This window comes from Comamonas sp. AG1104 (genome assembly GCF_003350425.1).
GTDB classification, from domain to species: Bacteria; Pseudomonadota; Gammaproteobacteria; order Burkholderiales; family Burkholderiaceae_C; genus Comamonas; species Comamonas testosteroni.
Genome location: NZ_QQAS01000013.1, coordinates 1 through 22,072, shown reverse-complemented (window position 1 = coordinate 22,072; position 22,072 = coordinate 1). Strand labels below are relative to the sequence as shown.

Sequence of the window (22,072 nt, the reverse complement as noted above, 5' to 3'; positions counted from 1 at the left end):
GGAATGAAAAATTGCCGTTGGTGAAACAGCCTGTCAATGAGTAAGAAAGATTGTGCGCCACGCAGGGCAGTCCTGCGCGCGTGGGCCTAATCCAGGGTTTGGCGAGGCTTGCAAACCGGCAAAGCCCCTGGCAGGTGGCAGACAATTCAGGGTAATCAGGTATTTCAACTAGGGCACACTCGCGCCGCACCAAAGCTGAGGGAGGCAGATGTTGTCACTCGGCGACAACCCTCAGGTCTTGTCAAAGACGTTTTGCGCATGACAGTATCAACCCCTATCTAACGACGGGGGTTTTTACTTATAATCAGAGGCTTTGTAAAAAGTCTTGTCCGGCTCTTGCTTGGTCAGCGGTGTGAAAGAAAACATGACAAACATGCCCGCTGATTTTCAGGATGAGGACGAAGTCGAAGACTTCAAGCCCCTGACTGCACAAGAAGCCTCTGCATGGCGTTCGCGCTTTCCGCAGGTTTCGGTCTGGCGCATCGTCATCGTTCAGACGCTGGTCGGCGTTATCGTGGCTTTGCTGTCGTGGTTGATTACGGGGCGTGCAGCCGCAGGCTGGTCGGCAGCGTATGGAGCGCTGGCGGTCGTGTTGCCTGCAGCGCTGTTTGCAAGAGGTGTGGTTCGTCAGCGGGCGGGAGGTGCCGGGGCGGCCATGGCGGGAATTTTCGGTTGGGAGCTGGTGAAGCTGGTGCTGTGCATCGCCATGTTGGCGGCTGCACCCAAGCTGGTACCTGACCTGAGCTGGCTGGCGCTGCTGGTCGGCTTGATTGTTGTGATGAAAACGTATTGGGTTGCGCTTCTGGTGCGATCCAGTGTCCAAAAACCGATTGATATTTGAGAGAAGTTGACCGATGGCCGCAGAAGCGCACGCACCAACTGCAAGTGAATACATCGTTCACCACTTGCAACACCTCCAGAACATCAAGCAGAAGTCCATCATCGACTTCTCCGTGTTCAATCTGGATTCGATTGCCGTGAGTGTGACTCTGGGCGCTTTGTGCCTGTTCGTCCTCTGGCTGGCTGCCCGCAAGGCGACTTCCGGCGTTCCCGGTCGTTTCCAGGCTGCGGTGGAAATGCTGGTCGAGATGGTGGACAACCAGGCCAAGGCCAATATTCACAACGCTGAATCTCGCAAGTTCATCGCTCCTCTGGCACTGACCGTGTTCGTCTGGATCTTCGCGATGAACGCAATGGACATGCTGCCTGTGGATCTGCTGCCCGTGCTGTGGCAGACCGCCCAGGGCGACTCCCATGCCTACCTGCGTGTCGTGCCTACCGCCGACCTGTCCACCACTCTGGGCCTGTCGACCGGCGTGCTGGTGCTGTGCCTGATCTACTCGGTGAAGATCAAGGGCATGGGCGGCTGGGCTCACGAACTGGTGACCGCTCCGTTCGGTACCTCTAAGAATCCCGTGTTTGCTGTGATCCTGGGTGTTGTGAACCTGGCCATGCAAATCATTGAATACATTGCCAAGACGGTTTCGCACGGTATGCGACTGTTCGGCAATATGTACGCTGGTGAGTTGGTGTTCTGTCTGATCGCCTTGATGGGCGGTGCGGCTGCCATGTCGCTTTCCGGTGTGTTGCTCCCCGTGGGGCACATCATTGCAGGTTCGATCTGGGCGATCTTCCACATCCTGATCATTACCCTGCAAGCCTTCATTTTCATGATGCTGACGCTGATTTACCTCGGCCAGGCACATGAAGCTCACTGAAATCCTTTCTTTCACTCAACCTTTCTTTAATCCCTAGGAGTCATCATGGAAAACGTTCTCGGTCTCGTCGCTCTGGCTTGTGGTCTGATTGTTGGTCTGGGCGCTATCGGCGCTTCGATCGGTATCGCTCTGATGGGTGGCAAGTTCCTGGAATCCTCGGCACGTCAGCCTGAGCTGATCAACGAACTGCAAACCAAGATGTTCATCTTGGCTGGTCTGATCGACGCCGCCTTCCTGATCGGTGTGGCTATCGCTCTGCTGTTCGCCTTCGCCAACCCCTTCCAACTGGTTGCCTAAGCTCCGTTCAACGCCCTAAATAGAAAGGTGTTGCCGTGAGTATTAACGCGACCCTGTTCGTTCAGCTTGGTGTTTTCCTGGTTCTGGCGCTGTTCACGATGAAGTTCGTGTGGCCCCCGATCGCGAAGGCACTGGATGAGCGAGCCCAGAAAATCGCCGATGGCCTCGCTGCTGCCGACAAGGCCAAGACCGAACTGACCGCTGTTAACAAGCGCGTCGAGCAGGAATTGGCCCAGACGCGCAACGAAACAGCTTCGCGGCTTGCGGACGCCGAACGCCGCGCCCAGGCCATCATCGAAGAAGCCAAGGCCCGCGCGACAGAAGAAGGCAACAAGATTGTTGCTGCGGCCCGCGCTGAAGCTGACCAGCAAGCCATTGCTGCCCGTGAAGCCCTGCGTGAGCAAGTGGCAGCGCTGGCCGTCAAGGGTGCCGAGCAGATCCTGAAGAAGGAAGTCAATGCCGGTATCCACGCTGATCTGCTGAACCGCCTGAAGACAGAGCTGTAAGGAAAGCAAAAAATGGCAGAACTCGCCACCATTGCCCGCCCTTACGCCGAAGCATTGTTCAAAGCCTGCGCCGACAAGGCTGCAGATTTGAACAGCACTGTCGCTTGGGTGGAGGAATTGGCGGCGATTGCCGCCAATCCGCAATTGCGCCAACTGGCCGACAACCCGAACGTGAGCGACGCGCAAGTGTTCGATCTCATCACGGGTGTGGCCAAGTCGGCATTGCCCGAGTCCGCACGCAACTTCCTGCGTGTGGTCCTCGAAAACGGCCGTCTGGACGTGCTGCCTGAAGTGGCAGCCCAGTTCCGCAGCCTCGTGAACAGCAAGAGCGGCTCTTCGGATGCCGTGGTGTACAGCGCTTTCCCGATTGAGGATGCAGCGCTGGCCGAGCTTGGCGCCACGCTGGAAAAGCGCTTTGGCCGCAAGCTGAATCTCACCGTGAAGCTCGATGAATCGCTGATCGGTGGCGTTCGCGTCGTGGTGGGCGACGAGGTGCTGGACACCTCCGTCAAGGCCCGTCTGGAACAAATGAAAGCGGCCCTCACCGCGTAATGCGCTTGAGGTCTCGGCTAACACACAAGAAAGAAGGAAAGAGTCATGCAACTCAATCCCGCAGAAATTTCTGAACTGATCAAGAGCCGCATCGAAGGGCTGGCTGCTAGCACTGACGTCCGTAACCAAGGCACCGTGGTGTCGGTGACTGACGGTATCGTGCGCGTGCACGGCCTGTCGGACGTGATGGCTGGCGAAATGCTGGAATTCCCCGCAGGCGCCGACGGTCAACCCACTTACGGTCTGGCTCTGAACCTGGAGCGCGACTCCGTGGGCGCCGTGATTCTGGGTGCTTACGAGCACATCGCAGAAGGCAACACCGTCAAGTGCACCGGCCGTATTCTGGAAGTGCCCGTGGGCCCCGAGCTGGTCGGCCGCGTGGTGAACGCCCTGGGTCAGCCGATCGACGGCAAGGGCCCCATCAACGCCAAGATGACGGACGTGATCGAGAAGGTCGCTCCTGGCGTGATCGCACGTCAATCCGTGGATCAGCCCCTGCAAACCGGTATCAAGTCCATCGACTCCATGGTTCCCGTGGGCCGTGGTCAGCGTGAACTGATCATTGGTGACCGTCAGACTGGTAAGACGGCTGTCGCTATCGACGCCATCATCAACCAGAAGGGCCAGGGCGTTATCTGCGTGTACGTTGCCATTGGTCAGAAGGCTTCTTCGATCAAGAACGTGGTGCGCGCGCTGGAACAAGCTGGCGCGATGGAATACACCATCGTCGTGGCTGCTACCGCCTCCGAATCCGCTGCCATGCAGTACGTGTCGGCCTACTCCGGCTGCACGATGGGCGAATACTTCCGCGACCGCGGCGAAGACGCTCTGATCGTTTATGACGATCTGTCCAAGCAAGCTGTGGCCTACCGTCAGGTTTCGCTGCTGCTGCGTCGTCCTCCCGGACGTGAAGCCTTCCCCGGCGACGTGTTTTATCTCCACAGCCGTCTGCTGGAGCGTGCCGCTCGCGTGAATGCCGACTACGTCGAAGCATTCACCAAGGGTGAAGTCAAGGGCAAGACCGGTTCTCTGACCGCTCTGCCTATCATCGAGACACAGGCTGGCGACGTGTCCGCTTTCGTTCCCACGAACGTGATTTCGATTACTGACGGCCAGATCTTCCTGGAAACCAGCCTGTTCAACGCTGGCGTGCGCCCCGCTATCAACGCCGGTATTTCGGTGTCCCGCGTGGGTGGTGCTGCTCAGACCAAGGTTGTGAAGGGCCTGTCCGGCGGTATCCGTACCGACCTGGCTCAGTACCGTGAACTGGCTGCCTTCGCGCAGTTCGCTTCCGATCTGGACGATGCAACCCGCAAGCAGCTGGACCGCGGTGCCCGCGTGACCGAACTGCTCAAGCAGGCTCAGTACTCGCCCCTGTCGACCGCTCTGATGGCTTCTTCGCTGTTCGCAGTGAACAAGGGCTTCATGGACGACATCGAAGTCAAGCAAGTGCTGCCCTTCGAATCTGGTCTGCACCAGTTCCTGAAGACCAGCCACGGCGCTTTGCTCGACCGTCTGAACGAAAAGCGTGCTTTCGACAAGGAAGGCAAGGACGAAGCTGAACTGACTGCAGCCATTACTGCATTCAAGAAGTCCTTCGCTTAATACCGGCGAGGAGTCATCATGGCAGCAGGTAAGGAAATACGCGGCAAGATCAAATCGGTGGAAAACACCAAGAAGATCACCAAAGCCATGGAGATGGTGGCTGCATCCAAAATGCGCAAGGCGCAGGACCGGATGCTGGCTGCCCGTCCATATAGCGAAAAAATCCGCAACATTGCAGCCCATCTTGGCGAAGCTAACCCTGAATATGTGCATCCGTTCATGCAAGTGAACGATGCCAAGAAGGTCGGCGTCATCGTGGTGACGACCGACAAGGGTTTGTGCGGCGGCATGAACACCAACGTGTTGCGTGTCGTCACCAACAAGTTGCGCGAACTGCAGGATGCGGGTGTTGCGACAGATGCAGTGGCCATTGGCGGCAAGGGACTGGGTTTCCTGAACCGTGTCGGTGCCAAGGTGGTCTCTCACGCTACAGGCTTGGGCGACACGCCTCACCTCGACAAGCTCATCGGGCCTGTCAAGGTGTTGCTGGACCAATATGCTGAAGGCAAGCTGAGCGCGGTGTACCTGGCGTACACCAAGTTCATCAACACCATGAAGCAGGAGTCGGTGGTGGAGCAACTGCTCCCCCTGTCGTCCGAAAAATTGCAAGCCGAGAAGACGGGTGCATCCTGGGAATACATCTACGAACCTGACGCTCAGAGCGTCATCGACGAACTGCTGGTTCGTTACGTGGAGTCCCTCGTGTATCAGGCAGTTGCGGAAAACATGGCGTCCGAGCAATCGGCGCGCATGGTGGCCATGAAGGCCGCTACCGACAACGCCGGCAACGTCATCAGCGAGTTGAAGCTGGTCTACAACAAGACGCGTCAGGCAGCGATTACGACTGAGCTGTCGGAAATCGTGGCAGGCGCAGCCGCTGTGTAAACGGCTTTAACGAACAAACAGATTGGAGCAAAAAATGGCTCAAGTACAAGGCAAGATTGTTCAATGTATCGGCGCCGTGGTGGACGTGGAGTTTGCCCACGGCCAGGTGCCCAAGGTGTATGACGCCTTGAAGCTGGAAGGCTCGGCCCTGACCCTGGAAGTTCAGCAGCAGCTGGGCGACGGCGTGGTGCGTACCATTGCCCTGGGTTCTTCGGACGGTCTGAAGCGTGGCCTGATGGTCACCAACACCGGCAACCCCATCACCGTTCCCGTGGGTAAGGCTACCCTGGGCCGCATCATGGACGTGCTGGGCAACCCCATCGACGAACGTGGTCCCGTGGACCAGACCCTGACCGCAGCCATCCACCGCAAGGCTCCTGCATACGACGAACTGTCGCCTTCGCAGGAACTGCTGGAAACCGGTATCAAGGTGATCGACTTGGTCTGCCCCTTCGCCAAGGGCGGCAAGGTGGGCCTGTTCGGTGGTGCCGGTGTGGGCAAGACCGTGAACATGATGGAACTCATCAACAACATCGCCAAGGCCCACAGCGGTCTGTCGGTGTTCGCTGGTGTGGGTGAGCGTACCCGTGAAGGTAACGACTTCTATCACGAAATGTCCGACGCTGGCGTTGTGAACCAAGAGAACCTGGGCGAGTCCAAGGTTGCCATGGTTTACGGTCAGATGAACGAGCCCCCAGGAAACCGTCTGCGCGTGGCGCTGACCGGCCTGACCATGGCTGAGTCGTTCCGTGACGAAGGCAAGGACGTGCTGTTCTTCGTGGACAACATCTACCGCTACACACTGGCCGGTACCGAAGTGTCCGCTCTGCTGGGCCGTATGCCTTCCGCCGTGGGCTACCAGCCTACCCTGGCTGAAGAAATGGGTAAGCTGCAAGAGCGTATTACCTCCACCAAGGTCGGCTCGATCACTTCCATCCAGGCCGTTTACGTGCCAGCGGATGACTTGACCGACCCCTCGCCCGCCACGACTTTTGCTCACTTGGACTCCACCGTGGTGCTGTCCCGTGACATCGCTTCGCTGGGTATCTACCCCGCTGTGGATCCTCTGGACTCCACCAGCCGTCAGCTGGACCCCCAAGTGGTTGGCGAAGAGCACTACAAGGTGGCTCGCCAAGTGCAGGGCACACTGCAGCGCTACAAGGAACTGCGCGACATCATCGCGATTCTGGGCATGGACGAACTGGCTCCCGAAGACAAGCTGACCGTGGCTCGTGCTCGTAAGATCCAGCGTTTCCTGTCGCAGCCTTTCCACGTGGCTGAAGTGTTCACCGGCGCTCCCGGCAAGTACGTTCCCCTGTCTGAAACCATCCGTGGCTTCAAGATGATCGTGAACGGCGAAGCCGACCACCTGCCCGAACAGGCTTTCTACATGGTTGGTACCATCGACGAAGCCTTCGAGAAGGCCAAGAAGCTGGCAGCCTAAATAAACGGCAACCCCCTAGCGGCTGCGCCGCCTCCCCCTCACGAGGGGGACGACGTTATCGCTGCGGGGTGGCCCTTGCTCAGCGTCCCTGAGCTAGGCCATGCTGTTTTTAGGAACTAGCCTCAACCTTTTCTAGGAGCAAAGATGAACACTATTCACGTTGATGTGGTCAGTGCCGAAGAGTCCATCTTCTCCGGTGAAGCGCGCTTTGTCGCCTTGCCCGGCGAAGCGGGCGAGCTGGGCATTTATCCCCGCCACACACCGCTGATCACCCGCATCAAGCCGGGTTCGGTGCGCATCGAAATGCCTGATGGCAGCGAAGAGTTCGTCTTCGTGGCCGGTGGCATTTTGGAAGTGCAACCCAACTGCGTGACCGTGCTGTCCGACACCGCCATCCGCGGCAAGGATCTGGACGATGAAAAGGCGCAAAAGGCCAAGGCTGCCGCTGAGGAAGCCCTGAAGAACGCCAAGGGCGAACTGGACATTGCCCGTGCACAGTCCGAGCTGGCTGTCATGGCAGCTCAGATTGCCGCTCTGCGCAAGTACCGCCAAAAGCGTTGATGTGCTGTGCCCCGAGCACATGCATCAGCAGCAAAAAAGCCACCGCATGCGGTGGCTTTTTTACGGGCAGCTGCTGCAAAAATCGAAGCGCATTGCGCTTGTCCCAAAAGGGATTAATCGCGAAATCAGCAGGATTCAGGGCCGCAGCAGCGCGCAAGCGGCTTAGCCGTTGCAGGCGGCCTGATAGCCGTAGACCACGGAGTTGTCCTTGGGGTCCACATGGCGCGACTTGCGAACCACGGCCTTGCTGGGGTCCTCGCAAAGGGCGCGAATCTGGGCTTCGCACTTCTTGGGATCATCTTCCTTGAGCTTGCAGCTCAGTGCGTAGTCGTATTCGGCCGGCGTCTCGGCGCCTCTGGGGCTGATGGAGGAGCAGGCGCTCAGTGCCAAGGCAGAGCTGATGATGGCCAGAGAGAACAAAGATTTCTGCATGCTTGAGTGCTTTCTTAAGAAAATACGGCTGCCCCAAAACTAACACAGCCATGCGGGGGAAAAGGTTTTTTCTGGATGGGGCCCGCCTGCTTTTTGCATCACCGGGCCTGTTTGCGGTGCCAAAAACAACAAAGGACGGAGATGCGCTATAGCGGTACCTTGACGCAATGGAATGACGAGCGTGGCTTTGGCTGGATAGAAGCCGATGGCGGTGGTGAACGCCTGTTTGTCCATATCAGTGCTTTTGAGCCGCGCCCGCCAGCAGATCAGCGTCCTCAGCCTGGCCTGCGCCTGGAGTTTGCCGTCGGCATGGAGCAAGGCAAGAAGCGCGCGCTTCAGGTTGCGTGGCTAGCTGGCGGTTCACTGCCTCAGGCTCGCCCCTCTTCGGTGCGGCGCAACAACTCGTCAGCCGGGCGTTTGCAGTCCTCGCGTACAGCTCCTCAGGGCTGGCATGCCTCCAGTGGCTTCAGTTATGGCGTGTTGCTGGTCTGGCTGCTGATGATGTTGGCCGCCGCCGTGATCTGGGGCGTACCGCGCATCTTCTGGATTGTCTATGCGGGCCTCAGCGTGCTGACCTTCATGGCCTACTGGCAGGACAAATGGGCCGCTCAGAAGGGGCAGTGGCGCACGCCGGAAAAAACGCTGCAGACCATGGCGCTGGCCGGAGGCTGGCCCGGTGCCCTGCTGGCCCAGCAGTGGCTGCGCCACAAAAGCAGCAAGACCAGCTTTCAGCTGCAGTTCTGGCTCATGGTCCTGATCAATGTGGCGGCCGTGCTCTGGCTGTGTTCGCCGTATGGGCGACATGTGCTGGCCTGAGGCTTCTGAGGGCTGCAGTCGGTGGATGCGGCTGCAGAACCGGATCAGCGGCTGAGGCCCGGCAGATGCCTTTGGACCACGGGCGCATCGGGCAGGTTTCGCTGCGTGTTGGCCGCCGATCTGCGCGGGAAATGCGCCTGCAGTTGCCGGTTGACGCGCTCCAATGCCGATACCAGGCCCACGCTGAAATGCCCACCCTGGAAGGCAGACTGCATATCGCTGATCAACGTTTGCCATTGCTCGGCGCTCATGGTGCGGTCCAGGGCGCGGTCGGCCACGATTTCTATGGCGTGGTCGGCCAGCAGCAGGTAGATGAGTGCGCCGTTGTTGTGCTCCGTGTCCCAGACATGGAGTTTGGCGAACTGCGAGAGCGCACGCTGGCGGGCCGTGGCATCACGCCAGATATAGCTCCAGGGCAGGCCGGCCTCGACGCAGATGCGGACTTGGCCGGTGTGGCCCAGCTCGCTTTTGGCAATCAGCAGTTCCAGCTCCTTGAGCGTGGCAGGCGGCAAGGCCTTGCGCAGATGCTGTTCGGCCCAGCGGTGTCGCACCAGGCGTGCCAGGCGTTGGAAGATATTGCTCATTTCACCAATCCCCCGAGGCGCCACCGCCACCAAAGCTGCCGCCGCCACCGGAGCTGAAACCGCCCCCCGAGCTGAAGCCGCCTCCACTGCCGCTGCTCCAGCCGCCACCCCCGCCGGTGCTGATATACGGTCCGCCCCCGCCGCGCGAGAGATTGGAGAGCAGGGTGAAGATCAGGCCCAGAAATCCTGCCACGCCTGCAATCAACAGGCTGGTGGTGACCACATAGGCGGCCACCCCGGCAATGCCGCCAATGAGCAGCGAACCCAACACGCGGCCAAAGATGGCGCGGGCGATGGCAATCCCAATCGGAAAGCCGAAGAACAGCAGAGGTAGCAGAAAGTCCAGCTGGTCGGCCCAGGACTTGCTGGACTTGCGCGGCTGGGATTGCGGGGCGGGCAGTTTCTCGCCATGAATCAGCAGGCTCATCTGCTCGATGGCGGCAGACAGTCCACCTGCATAGTCATTGGCGCGAAAGCGCGGCTTCATGGCGCCATCGATGATGCGTGCGGCCTGGATGTCGGGGATGGCGCCTTCGAGCTTTCGCGCCACCTCGATGCGCATGCGCCTGTCGTTCTTGGCCACGACGATGAGAGAGCCGTCGCCTATGTCCTTGCGTCCCAGCTTCCAGCTGCTGGCCACACGCCAGGCATAGGCGGCGATGTCTTCCGGGGCCGTGGTGGCAACCATGAGCACGGCGACCTGGGCGCCGGTCTCATCCTCGAGCTTCTTGAGCTGCTCGCTCAGCGATTGCAGATCGCCCGGGCTCAGCGTGCCGGTCTGGTCGATGATGCGCGCAGTGAGCTCGGGCACAGGCTGCAGTTGCGTGCCTGCAGCACCTTGCGCCCAGACTGGCAGTGCCGCAAGCATTGTCAGCCATACAAAAACAATAGCTGCAAGCGCTTTATTTATAAGAGCTTGAGGTATGCGGTGCATGGTTTTTGAAGCGCAAGCCTTCAATTACTTGTTGCCAGCAGGTGCTGCGGGCGTTGAGAAGTCGACGGCCGGTGGCTGGGATATCTGGGCTTCGTTTTGCACCGTGAAGTTGGGCTTGACCTTGTAGCTGAATACCTTGGCGGTGATATTGGTGGGGAAGCTGCGCGCCAGCACGTTGTAGGCCTGTACGGTGCCTATGTATTCGTTGCGCGCCACGGTGATGCGATTTTCCGTACCCTCTAGCGTTACGCGCAGATCGCGGAACGCCTGATTGGCCTTGAGTTCGGGATATCTTTCCGCAACCACCATCAAACGCGAGAGCGCGCTGGAAATCTCCCCCTGCGCCTGCTGAAACTTGTTGAAGGCTTCGGGATTGTTGATCAACTCGGGAGTGGCCTGAATCGACGTGGCCTTGGCGCGTGCTTCGATCACCTTGGTCAACGTCTCCTGCTCGAAGTTGGCCTCGCCCTTGACTGTGGCGACTATGTTCGGAATCAGGTCCGACCGGCGCTGGTACTGATTCAGCACCTCGCTCCAGGCGGCCTTGGATTTTTCATCCAGGCGCTGAAAGTCGTTATAGCCGCAGCCCGTGAGGGAGAGCATGGAGGCGGCAGTTGCGATTGCCAGAAGCCAGCGTTTCATGGGTGTTTCCATTCACGAAATTGAGACGGAAACCATAGCATAAGGGCTTGGCCAGGAAGTGTGCATGCGGGGCTTGTCGTCCTGTCAGCTGCCGAGCGGCGCTAGCATTGCAATCATGTCCACTGTTTCTCCACTCGATGCCCTGCGTGGCGCACAGCGTCCCGGCCCGAAAACTGTGGTCTTGCCGCGCCTGTTGCTGGCCGGGGCCACGGGGCCGCTGGGCAACGAGGTGCTCAGCCGCGTGGTGGGTGCACAGAACTATGGGCTGGTCCAGGTGCTGGCGCGCGAGCCCTATGTCCAGGGTCTACGTGGCATGGCGTTGCTGACGCAGCAGGATGGCGATGTGCAGCAATGGCTTGTTCAGAGCGCCGATGTGGGCATCATCATGTTTGAGCCTCCGCGTCCCTATTACCAGCGCGAGCGAGCCTTGTGGACGCCTCAGCCGGATCAGCTGCAAGCGGTGGCACAGTGGATGCGGCGCTGTGGAGTGCACACGCTCGCCGTGGTGCTGCCCCACGATATGGGAAGCCTGCCCCAGGCGCTGAAGCAGGGGCTGGCCAATCTCAATGAGCAAGGCGTAGCCGCACTGGGCTTCGAACGGCTGATTTTTGTGCGCTCGGCCAGAGAAGCCCGGAAAATCAATGACGGTCATTGGCTGCAGCGCACGGCAAATACCATGCTTTCGGCGCTCAGCTATATGCTGCCGCAGACGGAGCGTCCTGTGCGCGCCATGCATGTGGCCCGTTTGGTGGAGGCAGCCTTGCTCAAGGCGCCGCCGGGAATTCATGTGGCTCCGCCTGAACTGGTCTGGCGTGCGGCGCAGAAAGACGCTCTGGGGCCAGAGCTGCAGAGCTGGCTGGGGTCCTCATGAATTTCGAACAATTTCGTGCACCTTGGTGGCAACCTGGAGGTCATGTCCAGACCATCTGGGCTGCGCTCTATGCGAAGGCAGGGGCGTCTCCTGCGTGGCAGCGCGAGCGCTGGGATACGCCTGATGACGACTTCATTGATATTGATTTTTCAAGTCATCCTGCAGGTGCAAACGCTCCCACTCTGGTGCTGTTTCACGGCCTGGAAGGCTCGTCCTCGAGTCACTACGCCAAAGCCCTGGCACAGGTCTGTGCGCAGCGCGGCTGGCATCTGGCCGTGCCGCATTTTCGCGGCTGCAGCGGTGAACCAAATCGCCTGCTGCGCGCCTACCACTCCGGCGATGCGGACGAAGTGGACTGGATTTTGCGCCGGCTGCAGCAACGCGCGAGCGGCGGATTGCTGGCAATGGGGGTATCGTTGGGTGGCAATGCCCTTGCACGCTGGGCCGGGCTGCAGCAGCAGGCGGCTGCAGAGCTCGTCAAGGGTGCGGCAGTGATTTGTGCGCCGCTGGATCTGGTGGCTGGAGGCGTCAATCTGGGCCAGGGGCTCAATCGCTGGATCTACACCCCCGTCTTCATGCGTACCCTGGTGCCCAAGGCACTGGCCAAATGGCAGCAGGCGCCTGGGCTGTTTGACAGGCAACGGCTGCAGCGCGCGCGTACCCTGCATGATTTTGACGATGTGTTCACGGCCCCGGTCCATGGCTTCAGGGATGCCGATGATTACTGGAGCCGGGCATCGGCCAAGCCCCTGCTCAAGCAAGTGGCCGTGCCCTTGTTGCTGCTCAATGCGCGCAACGATCCGTTTGTGCCGGTGCACAGTCTGCCCACGCCCGATGAGGTGAGCGCAGCCGTGCAGCTATGGCAGCCGCCGCATGGCGGGCATGTCGGCTTTGCCAGCGGTGCATGGCCTGCCCATGTGCAGGCCATGCCGCTGGCCGTGACCGAATGGCTGGAGCAGTGGCTTTGAGCGACCACGCAATGATCAGGAGATAAGTGATGGATGACATCGTGAAGCAGGCCATGGCGAAATGGCCCAATGTGCCGGCCTGCAGCGGCTGGCTGGGTCTGGATGCGCGCGGCCAGTGGTGGCTCAGGGACGAACAGGCCCAGGCCTGCGGGACGTTTGTGAGCGGCCAGCCCGGTGCCAGGGGCAGTCTGCTGCGCCATGAAAAGCTGGCCGAATTCATCGGTCGCAACTATCTGACCGAGTCCGACGGCCGCTGGTATTTTCAGAACGGCCCGCAGCGCGTGTATGTGGAGCTGGAGAGCGCGCCATGGATATGGCGTCTGCGATGCACGGAGCATGGCCTGCAGCTGAGCAGCCACACGGGCCAGGAGCTGGCGGCCGAACAGGTGCAGCATGTGCTGCTCGATGAGCAGGGGCGGCTTTTCCTGGCTTTGCCGCAGGGCCTGGGCATGGTGCACAGCCTAGACATGCTGGATGCCGCAAATGCGCTGGAGAGTGGCGTGCTGCCCGAGGTGCAGGAGGTCGACAGCGCCTTGCTGCCATTGAGGTTTGGTTTTGTGCCTAGCCCGCAGGCTCATCAAGTCTGATAGCTGCCTGTAGTGGTGTACAGAAGGCTTCTGGTCAAAAATAACAAAACCGGCCAAAGGCCGGTTTTTTGCGGGACAGAGAGCAGGGTTTACTTGGCAGCATCGACCATGTACTGAATGGCGGCCTTGAAGTCCGCGTCCGAAGCAGTGGAGCCGCCCTTGGGAGGCATGGCCCCAACACCTTGGGTGGCCTTCTGCACCATATCGTCCATGCCCTTGGCAATGAAAGGCGCCCAGGCAGCCTTGTCGCCAAACTTGGGAGCCCCGGCTACGCCACTGGCGTGGCAAGCCATGCAGGTGGTGTTGTAGATGTTCTTGCCCACATCGGAGGCTGCGGCAGCTGCGGGAGCCGGGGCGGCCGCAGGAGCGGGTTCGGCCGCTGCTGCAGGTGCAGCGGCGGGGGCTGCAGTTGCCGCTGCGGGAGTCTCACCGGCGGCTGCGCCGGCAGCAGGTTGGGGTTCGGGGAAGTTGGCGCCGGCAGCATTGGCCATATAGACCACACCACGGGCAATTTCCGTGTCATTGAACTCGCCGCCGCCCTGGGCAGCCATCGCGCCCTTGCCGGCCAGGGCGGAGTGCACCAGCGTTTCCAGACCCTGCTTGATACGCGGGCCCCAGGCTGCCGCATCCTGGAACTTGGGTGCGCCGGCGATGCCGGTCTCATGGCAGGCCGCGCATTGCGACTTGAAGACTTCGGCTCCGCCGCGCAGAGGACGGTTGGCATCACGAATTTCCACCGTTCCCACTTTTTGCAGGCGCATGGCCTTGGCCATTTCGGCATTGGCCGTGCCCGCGCCCGAGGTGTCGGACGAGGTCACGAACTTGACCAGACCGATGATGACGAAGATGGGAACCACAAACGAGAAGAAGACGGCAAGCAACAACTGCTTGGGTTTTTTAATGGGGCCTGTATGGGCTTCTTCGTGGTGTTGCTCGCTCATGAAGTCCTCTGAGATCGTGGGATGGGAATTAACAAACCATTATAGAAGTGAGGGTTAAGAACACCAGTGCACGACGATCCGGGTTGACGGCTGCTGCATAAAGGAGTTGAGTTGGATCAACTTTGTGCAGCCAATTTGTGGCGGGCATGAAAAAAGGCGTCCGAAGACGCCTTGTGTGAGAGTGCAAAAATGGCCCGATTACTGGACTGCAGTTGCTGGCGCAGGGGTTTTGCCGGCGCCTGTCTCCGTCCAGCCGCCGCCCAGCACCTTGTAGAGATTGACCTGGTTTTGCAGCTGCGCCAGGCGCACCTGAACCACGGACTGCTCCAGTGCAAACAGTGAACGCTGCGCATCCAGCAGATCCAGGTAGCTGGCCACACCGTTGGTGTAGCGCAGGTCCGACAGCTTGTAGCGAACCTGCTCAGCCTCCAGCTGACGTGACTGGGCATCGAGCTGCTCCTTGAGTGCTCGGCGATTCACCAAGGTGTCGGACACCTCGCGGAAGGCCGACTGGATGGAGCCTTCGTATTGAGCCACGGCAATCTTCTGGCTGGCTTCTGCAACCTGGAGATTGGCGCGATTGCGGCCTGCATTGAAGATGGGCAGATACAGCGAAGGCGCAATCGTGAACGCCGCAGAGTCCGACTTGAGCAGATCGGAGATGTCGGAGCTTGCGAAACCTGCCGAGGCGGTCAGGGAGATGTTCGGGAAGAACAGCGCACGTGCCGCACCAATGCTGGCATTGGCGGCGATCATGCTTTGCTCGGCCTGACGGATGTCGGGGCGGCGCAGCAGCAGGTCAGAAGGCAGGCCCGAAGGCACATCGGCCAGGGCAGGCAGATCGCGCAGTTGCTTGCCTTGCATGCTGGTCTGCAGATCTGTCGGGAGAGCCTGGCCCACGAGCAGCGTCAGGGCGTTGACGTCGCGCTCGCGCTGACCGGCTTGCTGGGCCAGCGTGGCGCGTGCGCTTTCAGTCAGCGACTGAGCCTGGCGGTAGTCCAGCTCGGAAGCCACGCCAGAGTCCAGGCGCAGCTTGGTCAGCTTGATGGACTGCTCGCGTGTGCCCAGGGTACGACGGGAAATGGCCAGCAGCTCCTCGTCAGCCTGAAGGTTCAGCCAGGTGTTGGCGACCGTTGCAATCAGACTGATCTGGGCCGCCTTGCGGCCTTCCTCGGTCGCCAGATACTGGGCCAGAGCTTGCTGCTTGAGGCTGCCGATGCGGCCCCAGAAGTCAATCTCCCAGCTGGGCATGGAAAGGCCCGCCATGTACGAGTTGGCATAGCGGCCCGTGGTGGCGCTGGGCTGGCGGCTGGCGCTGCCTGCCACACCGAACTCAGGGAACTGGGCGGCACGCTGGATCTGGTATTGGGCCTGCGCCTTTTCGATGTTGAGCACGGCCACACGCAGGTCGCGGTTGTTGTCCAGCGCGAGCTGGATCACCTGCTGCAGACGTGGGTCCGTGTAGAACTGCTGCCAGGGGATGTCGGCGGCCGCGGTGGTGCCTGCCTGCTCGTCGGCGGCAGAGTAATGCTCGGCCACCGGGGCGGCAGGGCGCTCCAGCGTGGGGATGAAGGAGCAGCCGCTGGCTAGCAGCGCGCCGGCCAGTGCTACGGGGAGCAAGGTTTTATTCATGTTGCGAGCCTCCCTGTGCTGCAGAAGTTGCTGCCGGGGGAGTGGCGTTGGAGTCTTGCTTGGACTTCTTGCCAAACAGATTGAACACGGCCACAAAGAACACAGGCACCAGGAACACAGAGATCGGCGTGCCGATCACCATGCCCCAGAACACGCCCGTGCCGATTTCCTTCTGGCTGGCAGCGCTGGCGCCGGAGGCGATGTACAGCGGCACCACACCCAGAATAAAGGCCAGCGAGGTCATCAGAATAGGGCGGAAACGCAGATGCCCGGCTTCCAGCGCGGCTTCCAGGGCGCTCTTGCCTTCCGCATGCAGGTCCTTGGCGAACTCCACGATCAGAATGGCGTTCTTGGCCGACAGACCGATCACCGTGATCAGCGCCACCTGGAAGTAGATGTCGTTGGGCATGCTGCGCATCAGCATGCCGGCCACGGCGCCGAACACGCCCAAAGGCACGACCAGCAGCACGGACAGCGGGATGCTCCAGCTTTCATACAGTGCGGCCAGGCATAGGAACACGGCCAGGATGGAGAACGCGTACAGCAGCATGGCCGAGGAGCCAGCCTTTTTCTCGTCCAGAGACTGACCGGTCCACTCGTAGCCGAAACCATCGGGCAGTTCCTGGGCCAGCTTCTCCATTTCCTTCATGGCGTCACCGCTGGTAAAGCCGGGTTTGGCCTGACCGGTGATGCTCATGGAGGGGTAGCCGTTGTAGCGAGTCAGCTGCATGGGGCCGCTGATCCACTTGGCGCTGACCATGGTGGAAAGCTCCACCAACTGGCCTTGCGCGTTGGGGACCGTCAGGCGCATCACGTCCTCGGGTTGCATGCGGCGGGCGGCATCGGCCTGGATGGTGACGCGCTGCATAAAGCCGTTGTTGGGGAAGTCCGTGGAGTTGGACGAGCCCAGGGCCGTTGCCAGCGTCGAGGCAAGGTCGCCCATGCTCACGCGCTGGGCATAGACTGCATCGCGATTGATGTCCACCTGCCATTGGGGGGCGTCATCCACGCCATCAAAGCGCACGCCGGTCAGCACAGAGCTCTGGTTGGCCTTGGCAACCAACTGATTGCGGGCCGCCAGCAAGGCTGCATGTCCCTTGCTGCCGCGGTCTTGCAGACGGAAGGTGAAACCGTCGCTATTGCCCAGCTCTGAAATGGAGGGGGGGACCAGCGTGAAGATGAAACCATCGCGCAGTGCTGACATGGCGCCCTTGGCTCGCTCAGCGAAGGATTTGGCATCCGAGCCAGCACCTGTGCGCTCGGACCAGTCCTTGAGCGTGGTGAACGCCAGGCCCACGTTCTGGCCCTGACCCATGAAGCTGAAGCCCAGAATGCTCACGATGTGATCGGTCTCAGGCTGGCTCATGGCGAATTTCTCAAGCTCAGCCATGGTCTTGCTGGTTCGTTCCAAGCTCGCGCCGGGAGGTAACTGAGCCAGCGAGATGACATAGCCCTGGTCTTCGGTGGGAAGAAAGGCCGTGGGCAGTCGCATGAACATGAAGACCACACCGGCGATCACCAGCAGATAGACGATGAAGGCCTGCACGGAGCGCTTGACCACACCGGACAGAGCGGCTGAATAGCGCCTTGTACCGGCTTCAAACTTGCGGTTGAACCAGTTGTAGAACGGGCCGAGCAGGCCGGTCTTCTTGTCGTGCGCGTGACCCTTGGGAATGGGCTTGAGCATGGTGGCGCAAAGCGCAGGCGTCAGCGTCAGCGCAAAGAAGCCAGAGAAGAAGATCGAGATGGCCATCACCAGCGAGAACTGGCGATAGATATTGCCGGTTGCGCCGGAGAACATGGCCAGAGGCAGGAATACCGTCACCAGAATCACGGTGATGCCGACCACGGCGCCTTGAATCTGTCCCATGGCCTTGATGGTGGCTTCCTTGGGGGGAAGACCTTCCTCGGCCATGATGCGCTCGACGTTTTCCACCACCACGATGGCATCGTCCACCACGATACCGATCACCAGCACCATGGCGAACATGGCCAGAATGTTGATGGTCAGACCGGCCACCAGCATCACGGCAAAGGTGCCGAGCAATGCAATGGGCACCACGATGGTAGGAATCAGGGTGTAGCGGATGTTCTGCAGGAAGATCAGCATCACGATGAACACCAGCACGATGGCTTCAAGCAGCGTGTGCACCACCTTTTCGATGGAAATCTTCACGAACTTGGAGGTGTCGTAGGGCGAGGACCATTTCACGCCGGCAGGCAGGAAGGGCTCCATCTCTGCCATCTTGGCCTTGACCAGCTTGGCAGTCGCCATGGCGTTGGCAGTAGAAGTCAGCTGCACGGCCATTGCCACGGCGGGCTTGCCGTCCAGGCGGGACTCGAACGCGTAGCTTTCAATGCCCAGCTCGATGCGAGCCACATCCTTGAGGCGCACGGTGGAGCCATCGGAGTTGGAGCGCAGAACCACTTCACCGAATTCCTCGGGCGTCGTCAGCTGGCCGGGCACCACGATCGTGGCGGTGGTGGTAGTGCCAGGGGTGCTGGGCAGGTTGCCCAGGGCACCACCGGAGATCTGCTGGTTCTGCGCGGCAATCGCTGCGTTGACCGATGCAATCGACAGACCGAAGCCCTGGAGCTTGGCCGGATCCACCCAGACGCGCATGGCACGGCCCGAGGCAAACAGCTGTGCCTTGCCCACGCCATCCAGACGCTGGATTTCAGGCACCACATTGCGGTTCACATAGTCGGCAATGTCGTCACGAGAGGTCTCTCCTGACTCGGCCTGAAAGGCCAGAATCATCAGGAAGTTGCTCATGGACTTGTCCACGCGCACGCCCAGGGCCTGAACGACCTGAGGCAGGCGGGGCAGCACGCGCGAGAGGCGGTTTTGCACGTCCACCTGCGCCAGATCGGGGTTGGTGCCGGGAGCAAAGGTGACGGTCAGCGTGCCTTGACCTCCCGCAGGGGCGGAGGCTTCCATGTACATCAGACCTTGCGCGCCGTTGATTTCGCGCTCGATCAGTTGCAGAACGGAGTCCGTCATGGTCTGTGACGTGGCGCCCGGGTAGGTCGCTGTCACGTTGATGGTGGGAGGTGCAACCGATGGGAACTGTGCCACCGGTAGCTTGGTGATGGAGATCACGCCCGCAATGATCACGAAAATCGCGATCACCCAGGCAAAGATCGGTCTGTGGATGAAAAACTTTGACATGGATCGTGCCTGTTACTTGGCCGCCTGGCCTTGGCCAGCACCTTCGGCTGGTGTGGCGGCTTTCTCTTGCGCAGGTGCGGCGGGGGCCGCAGCAGAGGGTTGTGCTGGTGCGCCGGCAGCCGCATTGTTGATCTCGACGGGCTTGACTTTCTTGGCCCCCATGCCCACCTTGATCAGGCCGTCCACCATGACTTTTTCTCCAGCTTTCAGGCCGGATGTGACAACCCAGTTATTGCCACTGGACTGACTGATCTGAACGGGGCGCGGTGCCACGGTGCCATCCTCGGCCACGATCATGACGAAGTTGCCCTTTTCGTTGCGGGTCACGGCTTGTTGCGGAATCAGCGCGGCGTTCTCGACCTGTGCCTGCTCCAGGTGCACGCGTACATAAGTGCCGGGCAACAGCAGTCCGTCGGGATTGGGCAGCTCTGCGCGCACGCTGACCTGGCCGGTAGTCGGGTCCACGGTCAGGTCGGTGAACAGCAGCTTGCCGGTGTGTGCGTACTCCTTGCCATCGTCCAAATAGACGTGGACGCGCGCCGCGTTGTCACCTACCTTTGCTAACTTGCCGGAACTGAGCGCTTCGCGCATGCGCATGATGTCGGAAGAGGACTGGGTCAGGTTCACGTACAGCGGGTTGACTTGCTGAATGGTCGCCAGTTGTGTGGCTTCGCCTTGGCCGACCAGAGCGCCTTCCGTCACCAGAGCGCGGCCGATGCGCCCGGAGATGGGGGCTGTCACGCTGGCATAGCCCAGATTGACGTTGGCATTGGTGACTGCCGCCTTGCCTGCAGCAACTTGTGCCAGTGCCGCCTTTTCGTTGGCAATGGCCGTGTCGTACTCCTGCTTGCTGATGGCATTGGCTTCCACCAGCGGCTTGTAGCGGCGGGCGGTTGCAGATGCCTGAGCAAGGTTGGCTTCGGCCTGTGCCAGGGTCGCCTGAGCGCTCTGCAGGTTGGCCTTGTACGGGGTGTTGTCAATCTGGAACAGGGCCTGGCCGGCCTTGACATCCGAGCCCTCCTGGAAAAGGCGCTTTTGCACGATGCCGGCTGCGCGGGCGCGAACCTGAGCAATGCGCGATGGCTCCAGACGGCCGGGCAGATCGGAGACCAGAGGCACGTTCTGCATGGATACCGTCACTACACCTACTTCGGGTGGCTGTGCCTGAGCGGCTGCTTGTGCTTTTTGAGCTTCCGCGTTTTTGTCACTGCATGCGACTAGGCCCAATGCAGCAGCCAAGCTCAGGCCTATGACCATGGAGCGGGTGCCGGATGCGGCTGAATTGGACTGATTGTCGGGAGCCTGGTTTGCTTCATACATCGGGTGCATGAACGTCCTTCCGGTTGACATTGTGAAAACGAGAAAAGAGCGCTGTCCGCAGTGGAGCGCTCATTCGGGTGGAAACCCTAGATGGTTTCCTGCATATCGGTGCTAGGGAAATTATACATACATGCATAAATGTATAATTGAAAACGCTGCGTAAAGCAGTTGAGAAATGGTTTTTCTCGCGGCGAGCTATCGCTGGCGAGTGATGAGGGAGGTGAGTGATGGCTCGAAGAACCAAGGCTGAAGCGGATGAGACGCGCACCAAGCTGCTGGATGCGGCTGAAGAGGTGTTTTTCGAGAAAGGTGTATCTCGAACCTCTCTGGGCGATATCGCGCAGCGTGCAGGGGCTACACGCGGGGCGGTGTACTGGCATTTCAAGGACAAGATGGATGTCTTTGTTTCCATGCTTGGGCGCATATGCCTGCCTTTCGAAGAAATCTGTGACGACAGGTATGGTGACCTGTTGCCGCTAGAGCGCATTCGTCACTCCATCCTTTGTGTGTTCGAGAGCTTGGACGAGGATGAGCGCAGACGCAAGGTGTTTGAGACGGCGCTATTCAAAATGGAATACGTGGGCGAACTGGCTGATGTGCGTTTGCAGCATATAGAAAGTTCAGGCTTCGCTCGGGAAAAATTTGCGCACGACCTGGCGGCTGCAGCTCAGGGGCAGTCCGTGCAGTTGTCGGTATCCCCAGAGGAGGCTGCCCTTGGCTTGCACTCTCTTTTTGTGGGTCTTATACATGGTTGGGTCTTGACGGAAGGGAGTTTCTCATTGGTCAAGGTCGGTTCGATGTCGGTGGATGTCTACTTGTCTGGTTTGGGATTTCGGGTGAATTTGTGATTTGGGTGCCCAAACCCGTGCAATAATTGCGGCTGTTGAATTGTTGTTGGCCGTGCAAGCGGCCTGACGGATTCGCGGCTGTAGCTCAGTGGATAGAGTATTGGCCTCCGAAGCCAAGGGTCGTGGGTTCGATCCCCGCCAGCCGCGCCAGCATCGATCTTCGGCAAGAAAAAAGAAATTTCAAAATTTCTTTTTAAGCTGGAAATAGATGCTACAATTCAAGTCTCTTCGGAGGGGTGGCCGAGTGGTTAAAGGCAGCAGACTGTAAATCTGCCCGCTAACGCGTACACAGGTTCGAATCCTGTCCCCTCCACCAGCAATGGTTGAGAAGAGCGATTGCTAGAAATAGCAGTCACGTGCAGTAGTAAATCTGTGCGGGAGTAGTTCAATGGTAGAACCCTAGCCTTCCAAGCTAATGACGCGGGTTCGATTCCCGTCTCCCGCTCCAGTTTGCGAGCAAAGATTTTAGAGGTTGTTTTTGCAGCTTCTTTGCCCATGTGGCTCAGTGGTAGAGCACTCCCTTGGTAAGGGAGAGGTCGCGGGTCCGATTCCCGCCATGGGCACCATTTTCTGGTGCGCTCGCTTGATAGGGTTGCGCCGAAATCCTCTTGCAGTGAATTAGTTTTTTCGGAGTCGGAAAAATGGCAAAAGAAAAATTCGAGCGCACCAAGCCCCACGTGAACGTGGGCACCATCGGTCACGTTGACCACGGCAAGACCACCCTGACTGCTGCTATCGCTACCGTGCTGTCCAAGCA

General features: G+C 59.9%; 23 protein-coding genes and 4 tRNA genes. 19 read left to right on the top strand and 8 right to left on the bottom strand.

The window, feature by feature from the left end; all coding sequences use genetic code 11:
- Nucleotides 1–373 precede the first annotated feature (373 nt).
- From DFO48_RS23740 to DFO48_RS23700, 9 genes are all read left to right on the top strand, one after another.
- Entirely contained in the window at nucleotides 374–841 is a 468-nt protein-coding gene (locus tag DFO48_RS23740; protein ID WP_003081699.1) for an ATP synthase subunit I, read from the top strand.
- Nucleotides 842–854: 13 nt separating this feature from the next.
- The gene (gene atpB, locus DFO48_RS23735; protein ID WP_003059377.1) at nucleotides 855–1,718 is read left to right on the top strand and encodes a F0F1 ATP synthase subunit A; all 864 of its coding nucleotides are present in this window, start codon (nucleotides 855–857) and stop codon (nucleotides 1,716–1,718) included.
- A 45-nt stretch (nucleotides 1,719–1,763) separates the two neighbouring features.
- Nucleotides 1,764–2,015 carry a F0F1 ATP synthase subunit C gene (gene atpE, locus DFO48_RS23730; protein ID WP_003059376.1) on the top strand — a complete coding sequence of 84 codons (252 nt, stop codon included), beginning with the start codon at nucleotides 1,764–1,766 and terminating at the stop codon, nucleotides 2,013–2,015.
- Nucleotides 2,016–2,050: 35 nt separating this feature from the next.
- Nucleotides 2,051–2,521 (top strand): F0F1 ATP synthase subunit B, encoded by a 471-nt coding sequence (locus tag DFO48_RS23725; RefSeq protein WP_003059375.1) that lies wholly within the window; start codon nucleotides 2,051–2,053, stop codon nucleotides 2,519–2,521.
- Between the two features lie 12 nt (nucleotides 2,522–2,533).
- Complete coding sequence (locus tag DFO48_RS23720; protein ID WP_003065404.1) at nucleotides 2,534–3,073, top strand: F0F1 ATP synthase subunit delta; 540 nt, start codon at nucleotides 2,534–2,536, stop codon at nucleotides 3,071–3,073.
- Nucleotides 3,074–3,118: 45 nt separating this feature from the next.
- Nucleotides 3,119–4,678, top strand: coding sequence for a F0F1 ATP synthase subunit alpha (gene atpA / locus DFO48_RS23715; RefSeq protein WP_003081692.1), 1,560 nt, complete (start codon nucleotides 3,119–3,121; stop codon nucleotides 4,676–4,678).
- Between the two features lie 18 nt (nucleotides 4,679–4,696).
- Nucleotides 4,697–5,563, top strand: a complete 867-nt coding sequence (gene atpG / locus DFO48_RS23710; RefSeq protein ID WP_003065400.1) for a F0F1 ATP synthase subunit gamma — start codon at nucleotides 4,697–4,699, stop codon at nucleotides 5,561–5,563.
- A gap of 34 nt (nucleotides 5,564–5,597) precedes the next feature.
- Entirely contained in the window at nucleotides 5,598–7,007 is a 1,410-nt protein-coding gene (atpD, locus tag DFO48_RS23705; RefSeq protein WP_003065399.1) for a F0F1 ATP synthase subunit beta, read from the top strand.
- 144 nt (nucleotides 7,008–7,151) lie between these two features.
- Complete coding sequence (locus DFO48_RS23700) at nucleotides 7,152–7,568, top strand: F0F1 ATP synthase subunit epsilon (RefSeq protein ID WP_003059364.1); 417 nt, start codon at nucleotides 7,152–7,154, stop codon at nucleotides 7,566–7,568.
- Nucleotides 7,569–7,730: 162 nt separating this feature from the next.
- Here the strand turns inward: DFO48_RS23700 and DFO48_RS23695 are convergent, their stop codons facing one another.
- On the bottom strand, nucleotides 7,731–8,000 hold the full coding sequence (locus DFO48_RS23695) for a hypothetical protein (protein ID WP_003081677.1): 270 nt from the start codon (nucleotides 7,998–8,000) through the stop codon (nucleotides 7,731–7,733).
- Between the two features lie 141 nt (nucleotides 8,001–8,141).
- Here DFO48_RS23695 and DFO48_RS23690 point away from each other — a divergent pair, with 141 nt between their 5' ends.
- Nucleotides 8,142–8,816, top strand: coding sequence for a cold shock and DUF1294 domain-containing protein (locus DFO48_RS23690; protein ID WP_114864978.1), 675 nt, complete (start codon nucleotides 8,142–8,144; stop codon nucleotides 8,814–8,816).
- Between the two features lie 44 nt (nucleotides 8,817–8,860).
- On the opposite strand, the gene DFO48_RS23685 is transcribed toward DFO48_RS23690, so the two are convergent.
- The 3 genes from DFO48_RS23685 to DFO48_RS23675 all read right to left on the bottom strand — a co-directional run bounded on the left by DFO48_RS23685 (nucleotide 8,861) and on the right by DFO48_RS23675 (nucleotide 10,976).
- The gene (locus DFO48_RS23685) at nucleotides 8,861–9,400 is read right to left on the bottom strand and encodes a TPM domain-containing protein (RefSeq protein ID WP_114864977.1); all 540 of its coding nucleotides are present in this window, start codon (nucleotides 9,398–9,400) and stop codon (nucleotides 8,861–8,863) included.
- A gap of 1 nt (nucleotide 9,401) precedes the next feature.
- Nucleotides 9,402–10,268, bottom strand: coding sequence for a YgcG family protein (locus tag DFO48_RS23680; protein ID WP_114864976.1), 867 nt, complete (start codon nucleotides 10,266–10,268; stop codon nucleotides 9,402–9,404).
- A gap of 90 nt (nucleotides 10,269–10,358) precedes the next feature.
- On the bottom strand, nucleotides 10,359–10,976 hold the full coding sequence (locus DFO48_RS23675; RefSeq protein WP_003081653.1) for a LemA family protein: 618 nt from the start codon (nucleotides 10,974–10,976) through the stop codon (nucleotides 10,359–10,361).
- 115 nt (nucleotides 10,977–11,091) lie between these two features.
- On the opposite strand from DFO48_RS23675, the gene DFO48_RS23670 reads away from it, so the two are divergent.
- The 3 genes from DFO48_RS23670 to DFO48_RS23660 are packed head-to-tail and all read left to right on the top strand — an operon-like array spanning nucleotide 11,092 to nucleotide 13,402.
- Nucleotides 11,092–11,847 (top strand): hypothetical protein, encoded by a 756-nt coding sequence (locus DFO48_RS23670; protein ID WP_114864975.1) that lies wholly within the window; start codon nucleotides 11,092–11,094, stop codon nucleotides 11,845–11,847.
- The gene (locus tag DFO48_RS23665) at nucleotides 11,844–12,815 is read left to right on the top strand and encodes a YheT family hydrolase (RefSeq protein WP_114864974.1); all 972 of its coding nucleotides are present in this window, start codon (nucleotides 11,844–11,846) and stop codon (nucleotides 12,813–12,815) included. The genes DFO48_RS23670 and DFO48_RS23665 overlap by 4 nt, the downstream gene beginning before the upstream one ends.
- Nucleotides 12,816–12,844: 29 nt before the next feature.
- Nucleotides 12,845–13,402 (top strand): DUF2946 family protein, encoded by a 558-nt coding sequence (locus DFO48_RS23660; protein ID WP_003081647.1) that lies wholly within the window; start codon nucleotides 12,845–12,847, stop codon nucleotides 13,400–13,402.
- A gap of 89 nt (nucleotides 13,403–13,491) precedes the next feature.
- On the opposite strand, the gene DFO48_RS23655 is transcribed toward DFO48_RS23660, so the two are convergent.
- From DFO48_RS23655 to DFO48_RS23640, 4 genes are all read right to left on the bottom strand, one after another.
- Nucleotides 13,492–14,343, bottom strand: coding sequence for a cytochrome c5 family protein (locus tag DFO48_RS23655; RefSeq protein ID WP_114864973.1), 852 nt, complete (start codon nucleotides 14,341–14,343; stop codon nucleotides 13,492–13,494).
- Between the two features lie 198 nt (nucleotides 14,344–14,541).
- Nucleotides 14,542–15,975 carry an efflux transporter outer membrane subunit gene (locus DFO48_RS23650; protein WP_114864972.1) on the bottom strand — a complete coding sequence of 478 codons (1,434 nt, stop codon included), beginning with the start codon at nucleotides 15,973–15,975 and terminating at the stop codon, nucleotides 14,542–14,544.
- On the bottom strand, nucleotides 15,968–19,147 hold the full coding sequence (locus DFO48_RS23645; RefSeq protein WP_114864971.1) for an efflux RND transporter permease subunit: 3,180 nt from the start codon (nucleotides 19,145–19,147) through the stop codon (nucleotides 15,968–15,970). Before DFO48_RS23645 ends, DFO48_RS23650 begins: the two co-directional genes overlap by 8 nt.
- A 12-nt stretch (nucleotides 19,148–19,159) precedes the next feature.
- On the bottom strand, nucleotides 19,160–20,467 hold the full coding sequence (locus DFO48_RS23640; protein ID WP_199407051.1) for an efflux RND transporter periplasmic adaptor subunit: 1,308 nt from the start codon (nucleotides 20,465–20,467) through the stop codon (nucleotides 19,160–19,162).
- Between the two features lie 227 nt (nucleotides 20,468–20,694).
- Between DFO48_RS23640 and DFO48_RS23635 the strand changes: the two genes are divergently transcribed.
- The 6 genes from DFO48_RS23635 to DFO48_RS23610 all read left to right on the top strand — a co-directional run.
- Nucleotides 20,695–21,315 (top strand): TetR family transcriptional regulator, encoded by a 621-nt coding sequence (locus DFO48_RS23635; RefSeq protein ID WP_042438626.1) that lies wholly within the window; start codon nucleotides 20,695–20,697, stop codon nucleotides 21,313–21,315.
- 74 nt (nucleotides 21,316–21,389) lie between these two features.
- Nucleotides 21,390–21,465 (top strand) — tRNA-Arg (locus DFO48_RS23630).
- A gap of 80 nt (nucleotides 21,466–21,545) precedes the next feature.
- A tRNA-Tyr gene (locus DFO48_RS23625) sits at nucleotides 21,546–21,631 on the top strand.
- Nucleotides 21,632–21,689: 58 nt separating this feature from the next.
- Nucleotides 21,690–21,763 (top strand) — tRNA-Gly (locus DFO48_RS23620).
- Nucleotides 21,764–21,806: 43 nt separating this feature from the next.
- Nucleotides 21,807–21,881: transfer RNA gene (locus DFO48_RS23615), tRNA-Thr, on the top strand.
- Nucleotides 21,882–21,956: 75 nt separating this feature from the next.
- Nucleotides 21,957–22,072, top strand: a 116-nt coding sequence (locus DFO48_RS23610) for a GTP-binding protein (RefSeq protein WP_199406992.1), incomplete at its 3' end; no start/stop codon positions are given.

What these genes read in the sequence shown, in the direction of transcription:
- DFO48_RS23740 (WP_003081699.1), top strand. Translation starts at nt 374, where the DNA reads ATGCCCGCTGATTTTCAGGATGAGGACGAAGTCGAAGACTTCAAGCCC.
- atpB (WP_003059377.1), top strand. Translation starts at nt 855, where the DNA reads ATGGCCGCAGAAGCGCACGCACCAACTGCAAGTGAATACATCGTTCAC.
- atpE (WP_003059376.1), top strand. Translation starts at nt 1,764, where the DNA reads ATGGAAAACGTTCTCGGTCTCGTCGCTCTGGCTTGTGGTCTGATTGTT.
- DFO48_RS23720 (WP_003065404.1), top strand. Translation starts at nt 2,534, where the DNA reads ATGGCAGAACTCGCCACCATTGCCCGCCCTTACGCCGAAGCATTGTTC.
- atpA (WP_003081692.1), top strand. Translation starts at nt 3,119, where the DNA reads ATGCAACTCAATCCCGCAGAAATTTCTGAACTGATCAAGAGCCGCATC.
- atpG (WP_003065400.1), top strand. Translation starts at nt 4,697, where the DNA reads ATGGCAGCAGGTAAGGAAATACGCGGCAAGATCAAATCGGTGGAAAAC.
- atpD (WP_003065399.1), top strand. Translation starts at nt 5,598, where the DNA reads ATGGCTCAAGTACAAGGCAAGATTGTTCAATGTATCGGCGCCGTGGTG.
- DFO48_RS23700 (WP_003059364.1), top strand. Translation starts at nt 7,152, where the DNA reads ATGAACACTATTCACGTTGATGTGGTCAGTGCCGAAGAGTCCATCTTC.
- DFO48_RS23695 (WP_003081677.1), bottom strand. Translation starts at nt 8,000, where the DNA reads ATGCAGAAATCTTTGTTCTCTCTGGCCATCATCAGCTCTGCCTTGGCA.
- DFO48_RS23690 (WP_114864978.1), top strand. Translation starts at nt 8,142, where the DNA reads ATGCGCTATAGCGGTACCTTGACGCAATGGAATGACGAGCGTGGCTTT.
- DFO48_RS23685 (WP_114864977.1), bottom strand. Translation starts at nt 9,400, where the DNA reads ATGAGCAATATCTTCCAACGCCTGGCACGCCTGGTGCGACACCGCTGG.
- DFO48_RS23680 (WP_114864976.1), bottom strand. Translation starts at nt 10,268, where the DNA reads ATGCTTGCGGCACTGCCAGTCTGGGCGCAAGGTGCTGCAGGCACGCAA.
- DFO48_RS23675 (WP_003081653.1), bottom strand. Translation starts at nt 10,976, where the DNA reads ATGAAACGCTGGCTTCTGGCAATCGCAACTGCCGCCTCCATGCTCTCC.
- DFO48_RS23670 (WP_114864975.1), top strand. Translation starts at nt 11,092, where the DNA reads ATGTCCACTGTTTCTCCACTCGATGCCCTGCGTGGCGCACAGCGTCCC.
- DFO48_RS23665 (WP_114864974.1), top strand. Translation starts at nt 11,844, where the DNA reads ATGAATTTCGAACAATTTCGTGCACCTTGGTGGCAACCTGGAGGTCAT.
- DFO48_RS23660 (WP_003081647.1), top strand. Translation starts at nt 12,845, where the DNA reads ATGGATGACATCGTGAAGCAGGCCATGGCGAAATGGCCCAATGTGCCG.
- DFO48_RS23655 (WP_114864973.1), bottom strand. Translation starts at nt 14,343, where the DNA reads ATGAGCGAGCAACACCACGAAGAAGCCCATACAGGCCCCATTAAAAAA.
- DFO48_RS23650 (WP_114864972.1), bottom strand. Translation starts at nt 15,975, where the DNA reads ATGAATAAAACCTTGCTCCCCGTAGCACTGGCCGGCGCGCTGCTAGCC.
- DFO48_RS23645 (WP_114864971.1), bottom strand. Translation starts at nt 19,147, where the DNA reads ATGTCAAAGTTTTTCATCCACAGACCGATCTTTGCCTGGGTGATCGCG.
- DFO48_RS23640 (WP_199407051.1), bottom strand. Translation starts at nt 20,467, where the DNA reads ATGTATGAAGCAAACCAGGCTCCCGACAATCAGTCCAATTCAGCCGCA.
- DFO48_RS23635 (WP_042438626.1), top strand. Translation starts at nt 20,695, where the DNA reads ATGGCTCGAAGAACCAAGGCTGAAGCGGATGAGACGCGCACCAAGCTG.